The following is a 17,730-nucleotide window of genomic DNA, read 5'->3' as shown; positions in this document are numbered from 1 at the left end:
ACGAGGGACTAATGAAAATCACAATGGTTTAATTCGAGAATTTTTACCAAAGGGAAAATCATTTAATTTAGTACCTATTCAAATGATAACAACTATACAAAATGCGTTAAATAATAGACCTAGACGTATACTAGACTATGATACACCTCATACTATGTTTAATCGTTTGTGTGCAACGACATAAACTATAACAGAATAGGTGTAACCGTAAAGGCTCGCTACGCTAATACCTTGACCGTTACACCTATTCCATTACAAAACAACTATGTCGCACACAGACATAGACTGTGACTTTAGTATTTTTCATGTACTGTTGCACTTGGCTTTACAATTCGAGTTTTTTTTGAATGTTTATTGATAATGCGAAATTCATGTTTCAATATTTCTCTGTACGATAAGTCTAATACATCATTAAATACCACTCTCTTGATGACCGTTGGGTTAACGGGTATCATATTATTTAGGTTAATTACAGATATATTACCAACTTTAACCATATCTACACTATCCACAATCTTTTTATGTTTCATTTTTTGACTGGTGAACGGTGCAATATACATAACATCATTAATCGTCAACAAAATGCCTATATATTTTCTTTTTGTTCGCCCTTTTTTTTCGTTAGCAACTTTATCATCTCCACTGCGTAGATAATCAGTATATCGTTCGTCTACTTCATAGATGCTTAACTTTCTTGCATTCATTTTTTTTACCCCTTTTTTTACAATTTTTAGTAATTGGCTTTTATGTTTTGGCTACGAAAAAAACAAAGCCAAAACTTTTTATATACTTTTACATTTTTTCGCTCGTCCCTTACTGGACATCATGGCGATTCATCTATCTTATAATGATAGACTAGGCATAATCTCTCCATGCCACAGCCCCCAGACAACCTATTCGTTAAATCTGAGCTAAATTTTTACGAGTTTTACCTCATCTTTACACACTTCCATATTTACACTTAGGACAGATGTAAGCCCCTAAATATAAATATTTCCATTTTTATTCAATTATCAAAGGGCATTTTCATATTTTTTTCATTAAGCACAAGTCAATCAATAAAAAAATCTGAAATATAATACATGTTTTTAGTTAACATCTATTATATTTCAGATTATAATCTAGCTCTTTTAACATTTTAAGTGTATACGGTTTTGTATTTTCATTAGAATGAAGATCTACACTCCAGTATCTTTCTAATGAATTCTTTTCTAGTTGCTCTATTGAATTGTATAGATAAAGAGCACTGCTCCACCAGTTAAAACTCTCATAATTCTTTCCAGAGTCGGATATTCCTTTTGAAAGTACTCCAGTTAGTATTCTTTCTTCCTCTTTATACTCAATTGTTATAGTTGCTGAATTATGTGGCTCGGTCATACTCCCATCTGGATTATAGTAAAACACTTGCGTATTCAGTTCGACTCTTCCAGGTATAGAATACTTCCCTTGTTCATAAGAAAATTTCAACGTCTCGGAGAACGTACTATCTGGACGACTTCTAATCACTCTTGTTGTTTCATCATACAACCACTCAGGATTATCCTTTAGATTAAAAACAATGCCCTCAGGTAAAGTCATAATTACTCCATAACTTCTAGAATCTGTCCCAGTGTCTTCAAACGAAACATAAAAGCTTTCATTATATTCTACTGGTATGTTTCCATTGTTGCTATACAACCGCCTAAAACCATTATAGTCACCAAGCCTAGCCAATTTAGCTTTAGCAATTGGATTGAATTGTCCAGCTGCGATAAGGGTATTATTATGGTCATAATACTCTGTTTCAAGTAACAATTCTTCCCCATCGTATGCGTGTTGGTTTTTTAAAAACAAATTAAACGGCACACGAACTTCTGCTTCACTAATACGATTGTAGTCAAAGCGAATAATGTAGTGTGTGTCATTTTCAGTTATTGTTGTATTCTTTATCGTTACCGCATCTGATATATCTTCAGATTTAGGTAATCTAAATTTATTTTTAGGCACTTTTATCAACGAATAAGAACCATCATACGTCCGTTCAGACACGGTAACACTCATTTTATATTGTGCAAACTGATCTACTTCATGATACGTCGTATCTTCTGTCGAATACGAAATACTCGTATCTACTCGCCCAATTTCTTGAGATGACACAACGCGTGCCGTTGATATGACATTGCCTAATAGCAATATTAATACAAAAAAGCTGTTAATTATCTTTTTCATATATTTCCCCTTTCTTTTTATTGTGAGATACACCAAATTGGTGTTCTAATATATGATATGCACATTTCTTTAAGCAACAATCCCCTATTTTTACACTGCACATCATGCAGATTGTTTCTTAATAGTTATTAGTCGCCTATATCATTATGTTGCATAGTTTTATAATATGTAACCAGTTTTTTATAGTCTATATAAAAGACAATATATAGGTGTTCCCCTACCTTTTTACGTATTATCATCTTTTTAATAAACCATTTTTTCAACATAAAAAATAAGAGATTAAACATACTTCCGTATTATCAAACCTCTTTAAAAACTGCTCATTTTAATGTATATCACCCCCTGTTAATTTTTTCTATCATAAAAAACATAGTAAATTCAAATTAAAAACATACCTTAACTTATGACATGCATACAAGTTTTAGCAATCAATTTTCCCATGTTTTACAAGTTTACAGATAATAGCAACTATTCTTTCATCATTTTCAATCATCTAAACACGACCATACCCTAGTTGTGTAATATACCCTATGCATAGTAAGAACTATTATCAACGTACATTATATACAGATGTGCATACATTGTCAATAAACTTGTGTATATATTTTATATGAATAAAATTTTACGGTATATATATATATATATAAACGATATTTTTTATACACAAATAATCTTTGTTATATTCTTATATGGGGACAGCATTTGATAAGGACTATTTAATGGTATAATAGATTTCTCTATTAGTTATCTTTTATATAAAACAAATCGTGTTGCCAAATTTTTCATTCGGCAACACGATTTATTCACTAGTGCTATAAAAAAATAATGCCGTAGAGTCGCAAGCGACTCTACGGTGAGCTAGACTAAACATAACGATGTCATCATCATAACACTCAAATGCTATTAAACTAATTCAATAATTACCATTGAAGCACCGTCACCACGACGTGTTTCAGTTTTCAAAATACGAGTATAACCACCTTGACGCTCGCTATATCGTTCAGCTAATCCATTGAATAGTTTTTGTAGAGCTGTTTCTACAATAACATTACCATCTTCTTCACGTACAGAAGCTACTTCGTTACGCACAAATGTTGCGGCTTGACGACGTGCATGTAATGTCCCACGTTTACCTAAAGTAATCATTTTTTCAGTTGTTGAACGGATTTCCTTGGCACGTGCTTCAGTTGTTACAATACGTTCGTTAATAATTAAATCTGTTGTTAAGTCACGTAACATTGCTTTTCTTTGTGAGCTTGTACGTCCTAATTTACGGTATGCCATATAGTTCTTCCTCCTTTGCTTAAATAATACTAGTCATCTTGACGTAATGTTAAGTTTAATTCAATCAATTTGTTACGCACTTCTTCTAAAGATTTGCGACCTAGATTACGCACTTTAATCATTTCTGATTCTGTTTTGTCTGTTAACTCTTGAACTGTATTAATTCCTGCACGTTTTAAGCAATTATATGAACGAACAGATAAATCTAACTCTTCAATTGTCATTTCTAACATTTTTTCTTTGTGCGTATCTTCCTTCTCTACCATGATTTCAACTTTACGTGCTTGTTCGTTTAAGTTGACAAACACATCCAAATGTTCAGTCAAAATTTTAGCTGATAAACTAATTGCTGCCTCTGGACTAATTGAACCATCTGTCCAAACATCTAATGTTAATTTATCATAAATATTTTTTTGACCTATACGTGTGTTTTCCACTTGATAGTTTACACGACTAACAGGTGTGTAGATCGAATCAATTGGTAATACACCAATGGGCATGTCGTCACGTTTATTGTATTCAGATCGAACATAGCCTCGTCCTGTTTTTGCTGTTAAACTCATTTTCAAGCGTGAGCCTTCAGCGATTGTACAAATATACAAATCAGGATTTAAAATTTCCACATCACTAGCTTCAGTAATGTCAGCAGCTGTAACAGTTGCTGGACCAACAATATCTAATTCTAGAGATTTCTCTGTAATATCGTTTAATTTTAATGCAAGCTTTTTAATATTTAAAATAATAGCTGCTACATCTTCAACAACACCTGGTACCGTTGAAAATTCATGTAACACACCTTCAATTTGAATATCTGTAATAGCTGCTCCTGGTAATGAAGATAACAAAATACGACGTAGTGAATTTCCAAGGGTTGTTCCATAACCGCGTTCTAGTGGTTCTACAACGAATTTGCCGAATTTTGCATCTTCGCTGATCTCAATCGTTTCAATTCTTGGTTTTTCAATTTCGATCATTCAAAATACCCCTTTCAAATTTAACAGATTACCTGCTTTTAACTACTGTTTCTAAGTTTTATGTATAACTCATTCTATACTTGTTACCATTTTGTATCATTCATCTTATCCAAACAGTCTTATGTATTAAACACGACGACGTTTTGGAGGACGGCATCCATTGTGTGGAATTGGTGTTACATCACGGATTGCTGTGATTTCTAAACCAGCCGCTTGTAATGAACGAATAGCTGATTCACGACCTGAACCAGGACCTTTAACAGAAACTTCAACTGTTCTCATGCCATGTTCCATAGATCCTTTTGCAGCCGCTTCAGCAGCCATTTGTGCAGCAAATGGTGTTGATTTTTTAGAACCTTTAAATCCTAAAGCACCGGCAGAAGACCATGAAACTGCATTCCCATGAACATCTGTAATCATAACGATTGTATTATTAAATGTTGAACGGATATGTGCAATTCCTGTTTCAATATTTTTTTTCACACGACGTTTACGTGTCACTTTTTTAGCCATGAAAGTTTACCCTCCCTTTACCTTATTATTATTTTTTCTTACCTGCAATTGCTTTTGCTGGGCCTTTACGAGTACGTGCATTATTTTTTGTATTTTGTCCACGCACTGGTAATCCACGACGATGGCGAATACCTCTGTATGAACCAATCTCAATTAAACGTTTAATGTTTAAGTTCACTTCACGACGAAGATCACCTTCAACTTTTAATTTATCTACTTCTGCACGAATACGATCTAATTGATCATTTGTTAAATCACGTACACGAATATCTTCTGACACATCAGCTGCTGCTAATAATTGTTGAGAAGTTTTCTTTCCAATACCATAAATATATGTTAATGAAATGACAACACGTTTATCACGTGGTACGTCTACACCTGCAATACGAGCCATACGGCACCTCCTTTTTTATCCTTGACGTTGTTTATGTTTTGGATTTTCACAAATTACCATTACACGACCATTGCGTTTAATGACTTTACATTTTTCACAAATTGGTTTCACTGAAGCTCTAACTTTCATTTTCTACCTCCTCATACTAATAAACGATATAGCATCATTTAGTTTAAAATAAGAATAACGATTCCTATCCTACATTGACGGAGTACAACTATTTAAAGCGATAAGTAATTCTACCACGAGTTAAATCATAAGGTGATAACTCAACAGTAACTTTGTCCCCAGGTAAAATGCGAATATAATGCATTCTAATTTTACCAGAAACATGAGCCAATACAATATGACCATTTTCAAGTTCTACTTTAAACATTGCATTCGGCAAAGTTTCAACGACTGTTCCTTCAATTTCAATCACATCGTCTTTCGCCACTTTACACCTCCTTGACTTTTAAACTACTTCTATACCTTAACTTGCTAATTATAGCATATTAACAGGCTTTTGAAAAGATATAGATAACTACTTTTCAATAATTTCACGAATTTTTCCAAAGACACTATCAATATCATCTTCACCATTCACGTTGAACAAGACGCCTTTATTTTTGTAGTAGTTCAATAGAGGTTCTGTTTGTTTTAAGTTCACTTGAATACGATTTTCAACCGTCTCTGGTTTATCATCTTCACGTTGATAGAAATCATGGTTTCCACAACGGTCACATGTTCCTTCATTTTTTGGTGGATTAGTTAATTTATGATAAGTTGACCCACAATCACGACAAATAATTCTGCCAGATAAACGTTCTTTTAATACGTTAGGATCTACATTAATATTAATCACAGCATCAATTTTTTTATTAAGTGCTGACAAAATATTATCTAATGCCTCTGCTTGTTTTAATGTTCTTGGAAATCCATCTAATAAAAATCCGTTTACAACATCTGATTCACTTAATCGTTCTTTTACAATACCATTTGTCACATCATCAGGTACTAACTCACCATTATCCATAAAAGATTTTGCTTTTAAGCCTAGCTCTGTTTCATTTTTCATTGCCAAACGGAACATATCCCCTGTTGAAATATGAGGAAATTTATACTCGGCAACAATTTTCTCTGCTTGTGTACCTTTTCCAGCTCCTGGAAGCCCCATCAATACAATATTCATAACCATTCTCCTCGCTATAAAAAACAAGGCAAGTGCGACAAAAGTATGCACTTTTGTCCACTTTTTATTGAATAAATCCTTGATATTTTCTCTTAATCAATTTACCTTGTATTTGTTTTGTTGTTTCTAAAATAACACCAATAACAATCAATATATTGGTTCCACCTAATGATAAACTAGCTGGAAAGTTAGGAATAACAATTGCTGCAATAATTGGAATTGCTGCAACGACAGCTAAATATAATGACCCTACTGTACTCAAACGTACCAATAATGTAGAAATATATTTTTCTGTTCCTTTTCCTGGTCTTACGCTAACAATATACCCACCTTGTTTTTGTAGATTTTCCGCCACTTTTTCAGGATTTACCTGAATAAATGCATAGAAATATGTAAATGTAATAATGAGTAATACATAAATAGCAGCACCTACTGGTTGTCTGTAATTAAATATTGTACTCAAAATGACAAACCACGATTCATTTCCATGTGTTGCTGTGAAAAATCCTAAAATTGTTGCAGGTATTAGCATAAATGAACTTGCAAAAATAACAGGAATAACACCTGCAGAGTTTATTTTTAATGGTAAATATGCCATTTGACTAGCACCATTTGCTCTCTTAGAGTATTGTACTGGAATTTTACGTTGTGCTTGTTCCATATAGACAACAAAAGCAATTAAGGCAATAATTAGTACGATACCAGCCAAAACAAATGCAAATTTAATCCATGTATCTTGTCCTTCACCAGCTAAATATTGTGTAAACAACGAATACAATTCAGCTGGCATTTGTGCAACAATCCCCGATAAAATAATGATTGATACACCATTTCCGACTCCTTTTTGAGTAATTTGCTCGCCAATCCACATAACCAACATTGTTCCAGCCGTTAGCACAAGTGCAATGTTCATATAAGTTCCTGAATTAGCCGAACGAATTAAGCCAAAATTAGATAGTCTATTAAATCCAACTGATATTCCAATTGCTTGAATAAATCCAAGAACAATAGTGAAATATACAGTTGCTTTATTTAGTTTTCTTCGTCCTACTTCGCCTTGTTTACTCCACTCAGCAAATTTAGGGACAATATCCATTTGTAATAACTGCACAATAATTGATGCAGTGATATATGGTGAAACACCTAAGGCAAATATAGAATATTGACGCAATGCTCCACCACCAAATGTATTTAAAATACTAAATAAACTATTGGCATTTCTTGATAGATCCGTCATGGCTGCAGCATTTACACCTGGTACAGTGATATGTGCTCCAATACGGAAAATCACAATCATCATTAAAGTGTAAAAGATGCGATTACGCACATCTTTTACTTTAAATGTAGATCTAAGTAAGGTAAACATTAGATCACCTCGACTGTTCCACCTGCAGCTTCAATTGCTTCTTTAGCTACTTTTGAAAATTTATGTGCTTTGACAGTCAATTTTCGTTCTAACTTACCATTTGCTAAAATTTTAACACCTGATAATTCTTTTTTCACTAAACCAGATTCAACTAAAGTTACTGGGTTTACTTCTACACCATCTTCAAAACGATTTAAATCTGATAGGTTAACAACAGCGTACTCTTTACGGTTGATATTATTAAATCCACGTTTAGCAATACGCTTGAACAATGGTGTTTGACCACCTTCAAAACCTAATCTCACACCACCACCTGAACGAGCTTTTTGACCTTTTTGTCCACGTCCAGATGTTTTACCATTACCAGAACCTTGCCCACGACCTACACGATTACGCACGTGACGTGAACCTTCTGCTGCTTTCAACGTATGAAGTTCCATTTACTAGGCACCTCCTTTTATGATTTTATATCTCTTAAATTTCTTCTACTTCTACTAAATGAGAAACTGTACGAACCATACCTTTAATCGCATCATTAACTGGCTTAACTACTGTTTTATGTGGTTTTGTTAAACCTAATGCTTTACATGTATCAATTTGGTTTTGAGGACGTCCGATTAAGCTTCTTTTTAAAGTGATTTTTAATTCTGCCATCTTTTATTGTCCTCCTTTTACAATTCTTCTACTGATTTACCACGTAAGGCAGCAACTGCTTCTGCACGTTTTAATTGTTCTAAACCTTTTATAGTTGCACGAACCATGTTAATTGGAGTATTTGATCCTAAAGATTTACTTGTAATATCAGATACACCTGCTAACTCAACAACGGCACGAACTGGTCCACCTGCTGCAACTCCTGAACCGGCTTGAGCTGGTTTCAATAATACGTTACCGCCACAGAAACGTCCAATAACTTCATGTGGAATTGTTGAACCAACGATTGGCACTTCAATTAAATGTTTCTTAGCATCTTCAATCGCTTTACGGATTGCTTCAGGAACTTCTTGAGCTTTTCCTGTACCAAATCCTACATGTCCATTTTTGTCACCAACAACTACTAAAGCTGCAAAACGCATACGGCGTCCACCTTTTACAACTTTTGTAACACGGTTAATCGCAACTACGCGATCCTCTAATTCTAATTTAGTTGGGTCGATAAAAACCATGAATGGGTATCCTCCTTCTTTTAAAATTCTAGTCCATTTTCGCGTGCAGCTTCTGCAAGAGCTTTAACGCGGCCATGGTATAGATAACCACCACGGTCGAAGACTACTTTCTTAATATTTTTTTGAATAGCACGTTCTGCAATTAATTGTCCAACTGCAACTGCTTGTTCTGTCTTAGTAGTTTTTGCTAATTCTTTATCTAAAGTTGAGGCACTTGCTAGCGTCACACCCGCTACGTCATCAATTAATTGAGCGTAGATGTGTTTATTGGAACGGAAAACGTTCAAGCGTGGGCACTCAGCAGTACCAGAGATTTTTGTTCTTACTCGTGCATGACGAGCTTGACGCATTTTATTTTTATCTGGTTTTGTAATCACGATGTCACCTCTTTATATGTTTTAAAATAATAGTTGAAAAACTGGTAAAACAGGTTATAAATACCTCTATTTACCTGTTTTACCTTCTTTACGACGTACAAATTCGTCTGTGTAACGAATACCTTTACCTTTGTATGGTTCTGGTGGACGTACGCCACGAATGTTAGCAGCTAAAGCTCCAACTTTTTCTTTGTTAATACCACGAACGATAACTTTTGTATTTGAAGGAACTTCAACACTTAAACCCTCTTCTGGTACAAACTCAACTGGATGAGAATACCCTACGTTTAATACAAGTTTATTACCTTGTAATTGTGCACGGTACCCAACCCCGATTAGATCTAATTCTTTTGCAAATCCGTCAGTTACACCAACTACCATGTTATTTAACACAGCACGAGTTGTTCCGTGTAATGAACGGCTTTCTTTTTCATCATTAGGACGTGTGAATGTAATTTCTGTTTCACCAACATTGATTGTAATCAGTGATGAAAACTCACGAGTTAATTCACCTTTAGGTCCTTTTACTGTTACTTCGTTATTTTCTTTAACTGTAACGGTTACGCCACTTGGAATAGCAATGGGTTTGTTCCCAATACGACTCATACTGACTGCACCTCCTTGAATGTTTAATTAAAATTGATTACCAAACGTAAGCTAGAACTTCTCCACCTACATTTTTTTGTCTTGCAACTTTATCTGTAATAACACCTTCAGATGTTGACAGAATAGCAATTCCTAAACCATTTAATACTTTAGGCACTTCATTTGTTTTTGCATAAACACGTAGACCAGGTTTAGAAATACGTTTTAAGCCTGTAATAACACGCTCATTATTTTGTCCATATTTCAAGAAAACACGGATAATACCTTGTTTGTTGTCCTCGATAATTTCAAAATCTTTGATAAATCCTTCGTTTTTCAAGATTGTAGCAATATCTGTTTTAATTCTTGATGCAGGTGCTTCTAACACTGAATGACGAACCATGTTCGCATTACGAATACGTGTTAAGAAATCTGCAATCGGATCTGTCATAACCATTTAGTTTAACCTCCTTTTCATAGTGATAATGGATTACCAACTAGCTTTCTTCACTCCAGGAATTTGCCCTTTATAAGCAAGTTCGCGGAAGCAAATACGGCAAAGTTTAAATTTGCGGTAAACAGAATGTGGACGTCCACAACGTTCGCAACGTGTATATTCTTGCACAGCAAATTTTTTAGGACGTTTGTTTTTTGCAATCATTGATTTTTTAGCCACTTTATTCGCCTCCTATAACATTATTTTTGGAATGGCATTCCTAATTGAGTTAATAATTCTCTTGATTCTTCATCTGAATTTGCAGTTGTGACAATAACGATATCCATACCACGTACTTTATCAACTTTATCATAGTCTACTTCAGGGAAGATTAATTGTTCTTTAACACCTAACGTGTAGTTCCCACGTCCGTCAAAAGATTTTTTGCTTACACCACGGAAATCACGTACACGTGGTAAAGATACTGTAACTAATTTATCTAAAAATTCATACATTCTTTCGCCACGTAAAGTTACTTTTGCACCGATAGGCATACCTTCACGTAAACGGAAACCTGCGATAGATTTTTTAGCTTTCGTAATTACTGGTTTTTGACCTGTAATTAATGTCAATTCTTCTACAGCTTTTTCTAAGTTTTTTGCATTAGACACTGCATCGCCCACACCCATGTTTATAACGATTTTCTCTACTTTAGGTGCTTGCATTACAGATGTATAGTTAAATTTTTCTACTAATGAAGGAACGATTTCTTTTTTATATTTTTCTTGTAATCTGTTCATTTTGGATTGGCTCCTCCTTCCTTACTTATTTCTTAAATGATTTCGCCAGTTTTTTTAGAAACGCGTACTTTTTTACCGTCTACAACTTTGTAGCCAACACGAGTTGGTTCTTGTGTAGATGGATCAATCAACATTACGTTAGAAACATGAATTGATGCTTCCTTCTCCACGATTCCCCCACTTGGATTAGCTTGAGATGGTTTTTGATGTTTTTTAACAATATTCACACCTTCAACAATAACGCGGTCTTTCTTTGGAAAAGCTTTTGTAATAATGCCTTCTTTACCTTTATCTTTACCAGCTAATACTTTAACTTTATCACCAGTTTTTACGTGCATGTAACGTTGCACCTCCTTCGTTTGTTGACTCTAATAATAATTTATTTGATTAGATTACTTCTGGAGCTAAAGACACAATCTTCATATAGTTGTTGTCACGCAACTCACGAGCTACTGGTCCAAAGATACGTGTTCCACGTGGACTCTTGTCATCACGAATAATAACACATGCATTTTCATCAAATTTAATGTATGAACCATCTTTACGACGTGCTCCTGATTTTGTACGTACGATAACAGCTTTTACAACATCGCCTTTTTTAACAACTCCACCTGGTGTTGCTTGTTTCACAGTTGCAACAATCACATCACCAATATTTGCCGTTTTACGATTTGATCCACCTAAAACTCTAATAGTTAACACTTCACGTGCTCCAGAGTTATCAGCTACTTTCAAACGAGATTCTGTTTGAATCATATAGGTATCCTCCTTCCAAACGTATGCTTTCAATATCAATAATTAAATAATAATGGATTCCTCAACAATTTCTAGTAAACGAAAATGTTTGGTAGCAGAAAGTGGACGAGTTTCCATAATTTTTACAATATCGCCCATTTTCGCTGAATTATTTTCATCATGAGCTTTGAATTTTTTAGAATATTTAACGCGTTTACCGTATGTTGGATGAGTTTTATATGTTTCAACGATAACAGTGATAGTTTTATCCATTTTATCTGAAACAACACGTCCTTGGTATACTTTACGTTGGTTACGTTCTGTACTACTCATTTATTTATGTCCTCCTTTGCTGATCAATTATTTTTGTAATTCTTCCTGACGCAATGCCGTTTTAATACGTGCAATTTGTTTGCGTACTTCTTTAATACGAGAAGTATTTTCTAACTGTCCCGTAGCAAGTTGGAATCGAAGATTGAACAATTCTTCTTTGTATTCTTTTTCTTTTGCAATTAATTCAGCAGTGGATAATTCATTAATTTCTTTTTGTAGTTCTTTAATTTTCATTCGATTCACCACCCTGTTCTGTACGTTTTACAAATTTAGTTTTTAGTGGCAATTTATGAGATGCTAAACGGAAAGCCTCACGAGCGATTTCTTCTGAAACGCCAGCAACTTCAAACATCACTTTACCACGTTTAACTGGTGCAACCCAGCCTTCTGGAGCCCCTTTACCAGAACCCATACGAACACCGATAGCTTTTGCTGTATATGATTTATGAGGGAAAATTTTAATCCATACTTTCCCACCACGTTTCATATAACGAGTCATTGCAATACGGGCTGCTTCAATTTGACGGTTTGTAATCCAATGTGATTCAGTTGCTTGTAAACCAAATTCACCAAATGATACTTCTTTACCACCTTTAGCTTCGCCACGCATTTTTCCTCTAAATTCACGACGGAATTTCACACGTTTTGGTACTAACATGATTAATTTTCTCCTTTCTTCTCAGCATTTTTCTTTGTTGGCAATACTTCACCACGATAAATCCAAACTTTAACACCTAATTTACCGTAAGTTGTATCTGCTTCTTCCCAAGCATAGTCAATATCTGCACGTAATGTATGCAATGGAACTGTTCCTTCTGAATAACTTTCAGAACGTGCCATATCTGCACCATTTAAACGACCTGATACCATAGTTTTAATTCCTTTAGCACCAGCTCTCATTGTACGTTGAATTGCTTGTTTTTGAGCACGACGGAATGCCACACGATTTTCTAATTGACGAGCAATGCTTTCGCCTACTAATTTTGCATCTAAATCAGGTTTTTTAATTTCAACGATGTTGATGTTCACAACACGACCTGTGATTTTTTTCAATTCTTTGCGTAAATTCTCTACTTCTGAACCGCCTTTACCAATTACTAAACCTGGCTTAGCAGTGTGGATAGATACTGTTACGACATTATTTGCTTTACGTTCTGTTTCGATTGTAGAAATTGAAGCATCTTTTAATCTTGTTAAAATATACTTACGAATTTTCAAATCTTCGTGTAAGAACTCTGCATAGTCTTTTTCTGCGTACCATTTGGCATCCCAGTCACGGATAATACCTACACGCATTCCTATTGGATGTACTTTTTGACCCACAGACTATCCCTCCTTATTCTTTCTCTGATACCACGATTGTAATGTGGCTTGTACGTTTCATAATTGGAGACGCTGAACCTTTTGCACGTGGACGGAAACGTTTCATTGTTGGTCCTTCGTTTACATAAGCTTCAGTGACTACCAAGTTTTCAATATCTAAATCATAATTGTGTTCTGCATTTGCAACGGCTGACATCAATACTTTTTCAACGATTGGTGAAGCGGCACGTGGAGTGAATTTTAAGATTGAAATGGCTTCGCCAATTTTTTTACCTCTAATAAGATCCACTACTAAACGTACTTTACGAGGCGCAATGCGAACAGTTTTTGCAACTGCTTTTGCAGATGTAATTTCTGACATATTGTATTACCTCCTTATAATTAACGTTTTTTCGTTTTTTTGTCATCCGCAGCATGTCCACGGTATGTTCTTGTTGGTGCAAATTCACCTAATTTGTGTCCTACCATATCTTCTTGAACGTAAACAGGCACATGTTTTCTTCCATCGTAAACAGCGATTGTTTGCCCAACAAAGTTAGGGAAGATTGTAGAACGACGTGACCAAGTTTTAACAACTTGTTTCTTTTCACTTGCAGCAGCAGCTTCAACTTTTTTCATCAAATGGGCATCAACAAATGGCCCTTTTTTAATACTACGACTCACAGTGAAGCCTCCCTTCTTAATCTGGATTTTTAAAAATTATTTTTTACGTCCACGAACAATCAACTTATTGCTACGTGCTTTTTTCTTACGAGTTTTAAGACCAAGAGCTGGTTTACCCCATGGTGTCATTGGTGATTTACGTCCGATTGGAGCACGGCCCTCACCACCACCGTGTGGATGATCATTAGGGTTCATTACAGATCCACGAACTGTTGGGCGTTTGCCTAACCAACGTGAACGTCCTGCTTTACCAATATTTACTAATTCATGTTGTTCATTACCTACTGTACCTACTGTAGCACGGCAAGTTGATAAAATCATACGTACTTCACCAGAGTTTAAGCGAACTAATGTATATTTACCTTCTTGTCCTAATACTTGAGCACTTGTACCAGCTGAACGAATTAATTGTCCACCTTTACCTGGTTTTGTTTCAATATTATGAATAACTGTACCTACAGGGATATGTGATAATGGCAAAGCATTACCAATTTTAATATCTGCATTTACACCTGATTCAATTTGTTGCCCAACTTGGATTCCTTTTGGAGCAATGATGTATGCTTTGACACCATCAGTATATTGTACCAAAGCAATATTTGCTGAACGGTTTGGATCATACTCAACAGCTCTTACAACTGCAGGTACATCATCTTTAACACGTTTAAAATCAATGACACGGTATGCACGTTTATGACCACCACCGTGATGACGTACAGTAATTTTACCTTGATTATTACGTCCGGCAGTCTTTTTAATTGGTTCTAGTAATGTTTTTTCAGGAGTTGATTTTGTAATTTCAGAAAAATCATATCCAGTCATATTACGACGACCATTTGAAGTAGGGTTATATTTTTTTAACGCCACAACTTTTACCTCCTATTAGTATTTTCATTCTCTATTAATGATTAATCATTATTCGCAAAAATTTCAATATCTTTTGAATTTTCTGTTAATGTTACAATAGCTTTACGACGTTTTTTAGTAAATCCAGCGTATTTACCAACACGTTTGTATTTACCACGTACGTTCATAATATTTACATTTTTAACAGTTACGCCAAAAATTTCTTCAACAGCTTGTCTTACTTGCGTTTTGTTCGCACGTACATCAACTTCAAAAGTATATTTTTTACTATCCATAGCTAATACAGTTGCTTCTGTAATAATAGGACGCTTAATTACATCACGAGCATTCATTATTTAAGAGCCTCCTCTACTGTTGAAAGAGCACTTTGAGTGAATAATACTTTTGTATTTGAGAATACATCTAACACACTTACATTATCTTCTGCAACAACTGTTACTTGAGGTAAGTTACGTGCTGACAATGATGCAAAATCATTTTCTTTCTCAACAACAACTAATACTTTAGATGCTACATTTAAGTTTTTCAATACTTGTGCAAATTCTTTTGTTTTTGGTGCATCAAAGTTCAATGCATCTACTACGATTAAGTTCCCTTCAGCCACTTTGGATGAAAGAACAGATCTGATAGCTAAACGACGAACTTTTTTGTTTAATTTATAGCTATATGAGCGTGGAGTTGGACCAAATACTGTTCCACCGCCTACCCATTGTGGTGAACGAGTTGAGCCTTGACGAGCACGACCTGTCCCTTTTTGACGCCATGGTTTACGACCACCGCCACGTACAGCACTACGGTTTTTAACCGCATGTGTTCCTTGTCTTAATGACGCACGTTGCATTACGATTGCATCAAATATAACATTTTCATTTGGTTCAATTCCGAAAACTGAATCATTCAATTCAATTTCTCCTACAGTTGAACCGTCTTGTTTAAACAAACTAACTTTAACCATTTAATCGTTTCCTCCTTCCTTAGCTTATTTGTTTACTGCTTTACGTGCAGTACGAATTTCAACTAATGATTTTTTAGCACCTGGAACATTACCTTTAATTAAGATAACATTGTTTTCCACGTCTACTTTAACGATTTCTAAGTTTTGAATAGTGATACGATCTCCACCTGTTTGACCTGGTAAGTTTTTCCCTTTAAATACACGAGATGGGAATGATGCTCCCCCCATTGAACCAGGACGACGATGGTAACGTGAACCGTGAGCCATAGGTCCGCGATGTTGTCCGTGACGTTTAATAACACCTTGGAAACCTTTCCCTTTAGATGTTCCTGTCACATCAACAATGTCTCCTGCTTGGAAAACATCTACTTTCACTTCTTGTCCTAACTCATATTCTCCTAGCACAACATTGTTAAACTCACGAATGAAGCGCTTAGGAGTAGCGTTTGCTTTTGCTACATGACCTTTTTCAGGTTTGTTTGTCAATACTTCACGTTTGTCTTGATAACCTAATTGCACGGCTTCATAACCGTCATTTTCAAGAGTTTTTAATTGTAAAACAACGTTTGGAGTTGCTTCAACAACTGTTACTGGCACTAATTCGCCACTTTCAGTAAAGAATTGAGTCATCCCTACTTTTCTTCCTAAGATTCCTTTGGCCATGGTACACCTCCTAATAATTTATTTTATAATTTAATTTCAATATCAACGCCACTTGGCAATTCAAGTTTTGTCAATGCATCGATAGTTTTTTGTGTTGGATTCACAATATCGATTAAACGTTTATGCGTACGCATTTCAAACTGTTCACGAGAATCTTTGTATTTGTGAGTCGCACGAATCACTGTATATAAAGATCTTTCAGTTGGTAATGGGATTGGCCCCACTACTTCAGCGCCAGTTCTTTTTGCTGTTTCTACAATTTTCTCCGCTGATTGATCCAACGCACGATGTTCATACGCTTTTAAACGGATACGAATTTTTTGTTTTGCCATTTTTCAGACCTCCTTCGTCAAATGTTTATCATTAGACTAGCTCCACGAAAATTTCCAACACATAGACTAGGCAAAGCGTCCGGGTGTGTCGCAACCTCTCGTATCATCACTACCCCTCTTATTTTTATAAGAGGACATCATCTTTTGGACAGACTTAGCCCTTTCATACGATGACACTTTTGGTATTATACACAAAAAAACTTGTTAAATCAAGCCTTTTTTCAATATTTTTTATTTTTTTCTCACTTCTCGAATTGTAAAGCCAAGTGCAACAGTACATGAAAAATACTAAAGTCACAGTCTATGTCTGTGTGCGACATAGTTGTTTTGTAATGGAATAGGTGTAACGGTCAAGGTATTAGCGTAGCGAGCCTTTACGGTTACACCTATTCTGTTATAGTTTATGTCGTTGCACACAAACGATTAAACATAGTATGAGGTGTATCATAGTCTAGTAGACGTCTAGGTCTATTATTTAACGCATTTTGTATAGTTGTTATCATTTGAATAGGTACTAAATTAAATGATTTTCCCTTCGGTAAAAATTCTCGAATTAAACCATTGTGATTTTCATTAGTCCCTCGT

31 protein-coding genes and 2 pseudogenes are annotated in these 17,730 nt (G+C 35.1%); 1 reads left to right on the top strand and 32 read right to left on the bottom strand.

Annotation, left to right across the window (positions count from 1 at the left end):
* Window positions 1-184: pseudogene (locus tag E4T68_RS09590) on the top strand (IS30 family transposase); the annotation flags it as partial.
* 109 nt (window positions 185-293) lie between these two features.
* Here the strand turns inward: E4T68_RS09590 and E4T68_RS06610 are convergent.
* The 32 genes and pseudogenes from E4T68_RS06610 to E4T68_RS09585 form a co-directional block, all read right to left on the bottom strand.
* Window positions 294-704 (bottom strand): type III toxin-antitoxin system ToxN/AbiQ family toxin, encoded by a 411-nt coding sequence (locus tag E4T68_RS06610; RefSeq protein WP_135125333.1) that lies wholly within the window; start codon window positions 702-704, stop codon window positions 294-296.
* Window positions 705-1,092: 388 nt separating this feature from the next.
* On the bottom strand, window positions 1,093-2,208 hold the full coding sequence (locus E4T68_RS06605) for a hypothetical protein (RefSeq protein ID WP_135125331.1): 1,116 nt from the start codon (window positions 2,206-2,208) through the stop codon (window positions 1,093-1,095).
* Window positions 2,209-3,111: 903 nt separating this feature from the next.
* Entirely contained in the window at window positions 3,112-3,492 is a 381-nt protein-coding gene (gene rplQ / locus E4T68_RS06600; protein WP_135125329.1) for a 50S ribosomal protein L17, read from the bottom strand.
* 29 nt (window positions 3,493-3,521) lie between these two features.
* Entirely contained in the window at window positions 3,522-4,466 is a 945-nt protein-coding gene (locus E4T68_RS06595; RefSeq protein ID WP_135125327.1) for a DNA-directed RNA polymerase subunit alpha, read from the bottom strand.
* Window positions 4,467-4,592: 126 nt separating this feature from the next.
* Window positions 4,593-4,979 (bottom strand): 30S ribosomal protein S11, encoded by a 387-nt coding sequence (rpsK, locus tag E4T68_RS06590; protein ID WP_135125325.1) that lies wholly within the window; start codon window positions 4,977-4,979, stop codon window positions 4,593-4,595.
* Window positions 4,980-5,007: 28 nt separating this feature from the next.
* Complete coding sequence (gene rpsM, locus E4T68_RS06585; protein ID WP_135125323.1) at window positions 5,008-5,373, bottom strand: 30S ribosomal protein S13; 366 nt, start codon at window positions 5,371-5,373, stop codon at window positions 5,008-5,010.
* A gap of 15 nt (window positions 5,374-5,388) precedes the next feature.
* Window positions 5,389-5,502, bottom strand: a complete 114-nt coding sequence (gene rpmJ / locus E4T68_RS06580) for a 50S ribosomal protein L36 (RefSeq protein ID WP_050738992.1) — start codon at window positions 5,500-5,502, stop codon at window positions 5,389-5,391.
* Between the two features lie 88 nt (window positions 5,503-5,590).
* Window positions 5,591-5,809 (bottom strand): translation initiation factor IF-1, encoded by a 219-nt coding sequence (gene infA / locus E4T68_RS06575; protein WP_034551736.1) that lies wholly within the window; start codon window positions 5,807-5,809, stop codon window positions 5,591-5,593.
* Between the two features lie 87 nt (window positions 5,810-5,896).
* Entirely contained in the window at window positions 5,897-6,544 is a 648-nt protein-coding gene (locus tag E4T68_RS06570; protein WP_135125321.1) for an adenylate kinase, read from the bottom strand.
* Window positions 6,545-6,608: 64 nt separating this feature from the next.
* Window positions 6,609-7,910 carry a preprotein translocase subunit SecY gene (gene secY / locus E4T68_RS06565; protein ID WP_135125319.1) on the bottom strand — a complete coding sequence of 434 codons (1,302 nt, stop codon included), beginning with the start codon at window positions 7,908-7,910 and terminating at the stop codon, window positions 6,609-6,611.
* Window positions 7,910-8,350 (bottom strand): 50S ribosomal protein L15, encoded by a 441-nt coding sequence (gene rplO, locus E4T68_RS06560; RefSeq protein WP_135125317.1) that lies wholly within the window; start codon window positions 8,348-8,350, stop codon window positions 7,910-7,912. The genes secY and rplO overlap by 1 nt, the downstream gene beginning before the upstream one ends.
* A gap of 34 nt (window positions 8,351-8,384) precedes the next feature.
* Window positions 8,385-8,564 (bottom strand): 50S ribosomal protein L30, encoded by a 180-nt coding sequence (gene rpmD, locus E4T68_RS06555; protein WP_135125315.1) that lies wholly within the window; start codon window positions 8,562-8,564, stop codon window positions 8,385-8,387.
* Between the two features lie 17 nt (window positions 8,565-8,581).
* On the bottom strand, window positions 8,582-9,076 hold the full coding sequence (gene rpsE / locus E4T68_RS06550; RefSeq protein WP_135125313.1) for a 30S ribosomal protein S5: 495 nt from the start codon (window positions 9,074-9,076) through the stop codon (window positions 8,582-8,584).
* A gap of 20 nt (window positions 9,077-9,096) precedes the next feature.
* Window positions 9,097-9,453 carry a 50S ribosomal protein L18 gene (gene rplR, locus E4T68_RS06545; protein WP_135125311.1) on the bottom strand — a complete coding sequence of 119 codons (357 nt, stop codon included), beginning with the start codon at window positions 9,451-9,453 and terminating at the stop codon, window positions 9,097-9,099.
* 66 nt (window positions 9,454-9,519) lie between these two features.
* Window positions 9,520-10,059 carry a 50S ribosomal protein L6 gene (rplF, locus tag E4T68_RS06540; RefSeq protein WP_135125309.1) on the bottom strand — a complete coding sequence of 180 codons (540 nt, stop codon included), beginning with the start codon at window positions 10,057-10,059 and terminating at the stop codon, window positions 9,520-9,522.
* Window positions 10,060-10,096: 37 nt separating this feature from the next.
* Complete coding sequence (rpsH, locus tag E4T68_RS06535; protein ID WP_135125307.1) at window positions 10,097-10,495, bottom strand: 30S ribosomal protein S8; 399 nt, start codon at window positions 10,493-10,495, stop codon at window positions 10,097-10,099.
* Between the two features lie 33 nt (window positions 10,496-10,528).
* The gene (locus tag E4T68_RS06530; protein WP_135125305.1) at window positions 10,529-10,714 is read right to left on the bottom strand and encodes a type Z 30S ribosomal protein S14; all 186 of its coding nucleotides are present in this window, start codon (window positions 10,712-10,714) and stop codon (window positions 10,529-10,531) included.
* Window positions 10,715-10,734: 20 nt separating this feature from the next.
* Window positions 10,735-11,274 carry a 50S ribosomal protein L5 gene (gene rplE, locus E4T68_RS06525; RefSeq protein ID WP_135125303.1) on the bottom strand — a complete coding sequence of 180 codons (540 nt, stop codon included), beginning with the start codon at window positions 11,272-11,274 and terminating at the stop codon, window positions 10,735-10,737.
* A gap of 32 nt (window positions 11,275-11,306) precedes the next feature.
* Entirely contained in the window at window positions 11,307-11,612 is a 306-nt protein-coding gene (rplX, locus tag E4T68_RS06520; protein ID WP_135125301.1) for a 50S ribosomal protein L24, read from the bottom strand.
* Between the two features lie 49 nt (window positions 11,613-11,661).
* Window positions 11,662-12,030 (bottom strand): 50S ribosomal protein L14, encoded by a 369-nt coding sequence (gene rplN / locus E4T68_RS06515; RefSeq protein ID WP_135125299.1) that lies wholly within the window; start codon window positions 12,028-12,030, stop codon window positions 11,662-11,664.
* 42 nt (window positions 12,031-12,072) lie between these two features.
* A complete protein-coding gene (rpsQ, locus tag E4T68_RS06510) occupies window positions 12,073-12,342 on the bottom strand; it encodes a 30S ribosomal protein S17 (RefSeq protein WP_135125297.1) in 270 nt (89 codons plus the stop codon).
* Between the two features lie 27 nt (window positions 12,343-12,369).
* A complete protein-coding gene (gene rpmC, locus E4T68_RS06505) occupies window positions 12,370-12,576 on the bottom strand; it encodes a 50S ribosomal protein L29 (RefSeq protein WP_135125335.1) in 207 nt (68 codons plus the stop codon).
* Window positions 12,566-13,000: a 50S ribosomal protein L16 gene (gene rplP, locus E4T68_RS06500; protein ID WP_135125295.1), complete on the bottom strand. Its 435-nt coding sequence runs from the start codon at window positions 12,998-13,000 to the stop codon at window positions 12,566-12,568. The genes rpmC and rplP overlap by 11 nt, the downstream gene beginning before the upstream one ends.
* A gap of 2 nt (window positions 13,001-13,002) precedes the next feature.
* Window positions 13,003-13,665 (bottom strand): 30S ribosomal protein S3, encoded by a 663-nt coding sequence (rpsC, locus tag E4T68_RS06495; RefSeq protein WP_135125293.1) that lies wholly within the window; start codon window positions 13,663-13,665, stop codon window positions 13,003-13,005.
* 13 nt (window positions 13,666-13,678) lie between these two features.
* The gene (gene rplV / locus E4T68_RS06490) at window positions 13,679-14,026 is read right to left on the bottom strand and encodes a 50S ribosomal protein L22 (protein ID WP_135125291.1); all 348 of its coding nucleotides are present in this window, start codon (window positions 14,024-14,026) and stop codon (window positions 13,679-13,681) included.
* Window positions 14,027-14,046: 20 nt separating this feature from the next.
* A complete protein-coding gene (gene rpsS / locus E4T68_RS06485) occupies window positions 14,047-14,328 on the bottom strand; it encodes a 30S ribosomal protein S19 (RefSeq protein ID WP_135125289.1) in 282 nt (93 codons plus the stop codon).
* A 36-nt stretch (window positions 14,329-14,364) separates the two neighbouring features.
* Window positions 14,365-15,195, bottom strand: a complete 831-nt coding sequence (gene rplB / locus E4T68_RS06480) for a 50S ribosomal protein L2 (protein ID WP_135125287.1) — start codon at window positions 15,193-15,195, stop codon at window positions 14,365-14,367.
* Between the two features lie 41 nt (window positions 15,196-15,236).
* Window positions 15,237-15,527, bottom strand: coding sequence for a 50S ribosomal protein L23 (gene rplW, locus E4T68_RS06475; protein WP_135125285.1), 291 nt, complete (start codon window positions 15,525-15,527; stop codon window positions 15,237-15,239).
* A complete protein-coding gene (gene rplD, locus E4T68_RS06470) occupies window positions 15,527-16,150 on the bottom strand; it encodes a 50S ribosomal protein L4 (protein WP_135125283.1) in 624 nt (207 codons plus the stop codon). Before rplD ends, rplW begins: the two co-directional genes overlap by 1 nt.
* Before the next feature lie 24 nt (window positions 16,151-16,174).
* A complete protein-coding gene (rplC, locus tag E4T68_RS06465; protein ID WP_135125281.1) occupies window positions 16,175-16,813 on the bottom strand; it encodes a 50S ribosomal protein L3 in 639 nt (212 codons plus the stop codon).
* Between the two features lie 23 nt (window positions 16,814-16,836).
* Window positions 16,837-17,145: a 30S ribosomal protein S10 gene (rpsJ, locus tag E4T68_RS06460; protein ID WP_135125280.1), complete on the bottom strand. Its 309-nt coding sequence runs from the start codon at window positions 17,143-17,145 to the stop codon at window positions 16,837-16,839.
* 401 nt (window positions 17,146-17,546) lie between these two features.
* Window positions 17,547-17,730 (bottom strand): annotated as a pseudogene (locus E4T68_RS09585) (IS30 family transposase); the annotation flags it as partial.

The sequence above is a fragment of the Granulicatella sp. WM01 genome (assembly GCF_004570605.1).
Lineage (GTDB): Bacteria > Bacillota > Bacilli > Lactobacillales > Aerococcaceae > WM01.
Note: the sequence above shows the minus strand (reverse complement) of the source record. Positions and strands in the feature narration are given on the sequence as shown.

Bases quoted from the DNA above. Each gene is read 5' to 3' on its own strand.
- rplF (WP_135125309.1), bottom strand. From the start codon at position 10,059: ATGAGTCGTATTGGGAACAAACCCATTGCTATTCCAAGTGGCGTAACC.
- E4T68_RS06610 (WP_135125333.1), bottom strand. From the start codon at position 704: ATGAATGCAAGAAAGTTAAGCATCTATGAAGTAGACGAACGATATACT.
- E4T68_RS06570 (WP_135125321.1), bottom strand. From the start codon at position 6,544: ATGAATATTGTATTGATGGGGCTTCCAGGAGCTGGAAAAGGTACACAA.
- rplV (WP_135125291.1), bottom strand. From the start codon at position 14,026: ATGTCAGAAATTACATCTGCAAAAGCAGTTGCAAAAACTGTTCGCATT.
- rpsJ (WP_135125280.1), bottom strand. From the start codon at position 17,145: ATGGCAAAACAAAAAATTCGTATCCGTTTAAAAGCGTATGAACATCGT.
- rpmJ (WP_050738992.1), bottom strand. From the start codon at position 5,502: ATGAAAGTTAGAGCTTCAGTGAAACCAATTTGTGAAAAATGTAAAGTC.
- rpsE (WP_135125313.1), bottom strand. From the start codon at position 9,076: ATGGTTTTTATCGACCCAACTAAATTAGAATTAGAGGATCGCGTAGTT.
- secY (WP_135125319.1), bottom strand. From the start codon at position 7,910: ATGTTTACCTTACTTAGATCTACATTTAAAGTAAAAGATGTGCGTAAT.
- rplD (WP_135125283.1), bottom strand. From the start codon at position 16,150: ATGGTTAAAGTTAGTTTGTTTAAACAAGACGGTTCAACTGTAGGAGAA.
- rplQ (WP_135125329.1), bottom strand. From the start codon at position 3,492: ATGGCATACCGTAAATTAGGACGTACAAGCTCACAAAGAAAAGCAATG.
- rplO (WP_135125317.1), bottom strand. From the start codon at position 8,350: ATGGAACTTCATACGTTGAAAGCAGCAGAAGGTTCACGTCACGTGCGT.
- rpmC (WP_135125335.1), bottom strand. From the start codon at position 12,576: ATGAAAATTAAAGAACTACAAAAAGAAATTAATGAATTATCCACTGCT.
- rplC (WP_135125281.1), bottom strand. From the start codon at position 16,813: ATGGCCAAAGGAATCTTAGGAAGAAAAGTAGGGATGACTCAATTCTTT.
- rpsQ (WP_135125297.1), bottom strand. From the start codon at position 12,342: ATGAGTAGTACAGAACGTAACCAACGTAAAGTATACCAAGGACGTGTT.
- rpsK (WP_135125325.1), bottom strand. From the start codon at position 4,979: ATGGCTAAAAAAGTGACACGTAAACGTCGTGTGAAAAAAAATATTGAA.
- E4T68_RS06605 (WP_135125331.1), bottom strand. From the start codon at position 2,208: ATGAAAAAGATAATTAACAGCTTTTTTGTATTAATATTGCTATTAGGC.
- rplN (WP_135125299.1), bottom strand. From the start codon at position 12,030: ATGATTCAAACAGAATCTCGTTTGAAAGTAGCTGATAACTCTGGAGCA.
- rplW (WP_135125285.1), bottom strand. From the start codon at position 15,527: ATGAATGCTCGTGATGTAATTAAGCGTCCTATTATTACAGAAGCAACT.
- E4T68_RS06595 (WP_135125327.1), bottom strand. From the start codon at position 4,466: ATGATCGAAATTGAAAAACCAAGAATTGAAACGATTGAGATCAGCGAA.
- rplE (WP_135125303.1), bottom strand. From the start codon at position 11,274: ATGAACAGATTACAAGAAAAATATAAAAAAGAAATCGTTCCTTCATTA.
- rplX (WP_135125301.1), bottom strand. From the start codon at position 11,612: ATGCACGTAAAAACTGGTGATAAAGTTAAAGTATTAGCTGGTAAAGAT.
- rpsM (WP_135125323.1), bottom strand. From the start codon at position 5,373: ATGGCTCGTATTGCAGGTGTAGACGTACCACGTGATAAACGTGTTGTC.
- rpmD (WP_135125315.1), bottom strand. From the start codon at position 8,564: ATGGCAGAATTAAAAATCACTTTAAAAAGAAGCTTAATCGGACGTCCT.
- rpsH (WP_135125307.1), bottom strand. From the start codon at position 10,495: ATGGTTATGACAGATCCGATTGCAGATTTCTTAACACGTATTCGTAAT.
- rplP (WP_135125295.1), bottom strand. From the start codon at position 13,000: ATGTTAGTACCAAAACGTGTGAAATTCCGTCGTGAATTTAGAGGAAAA.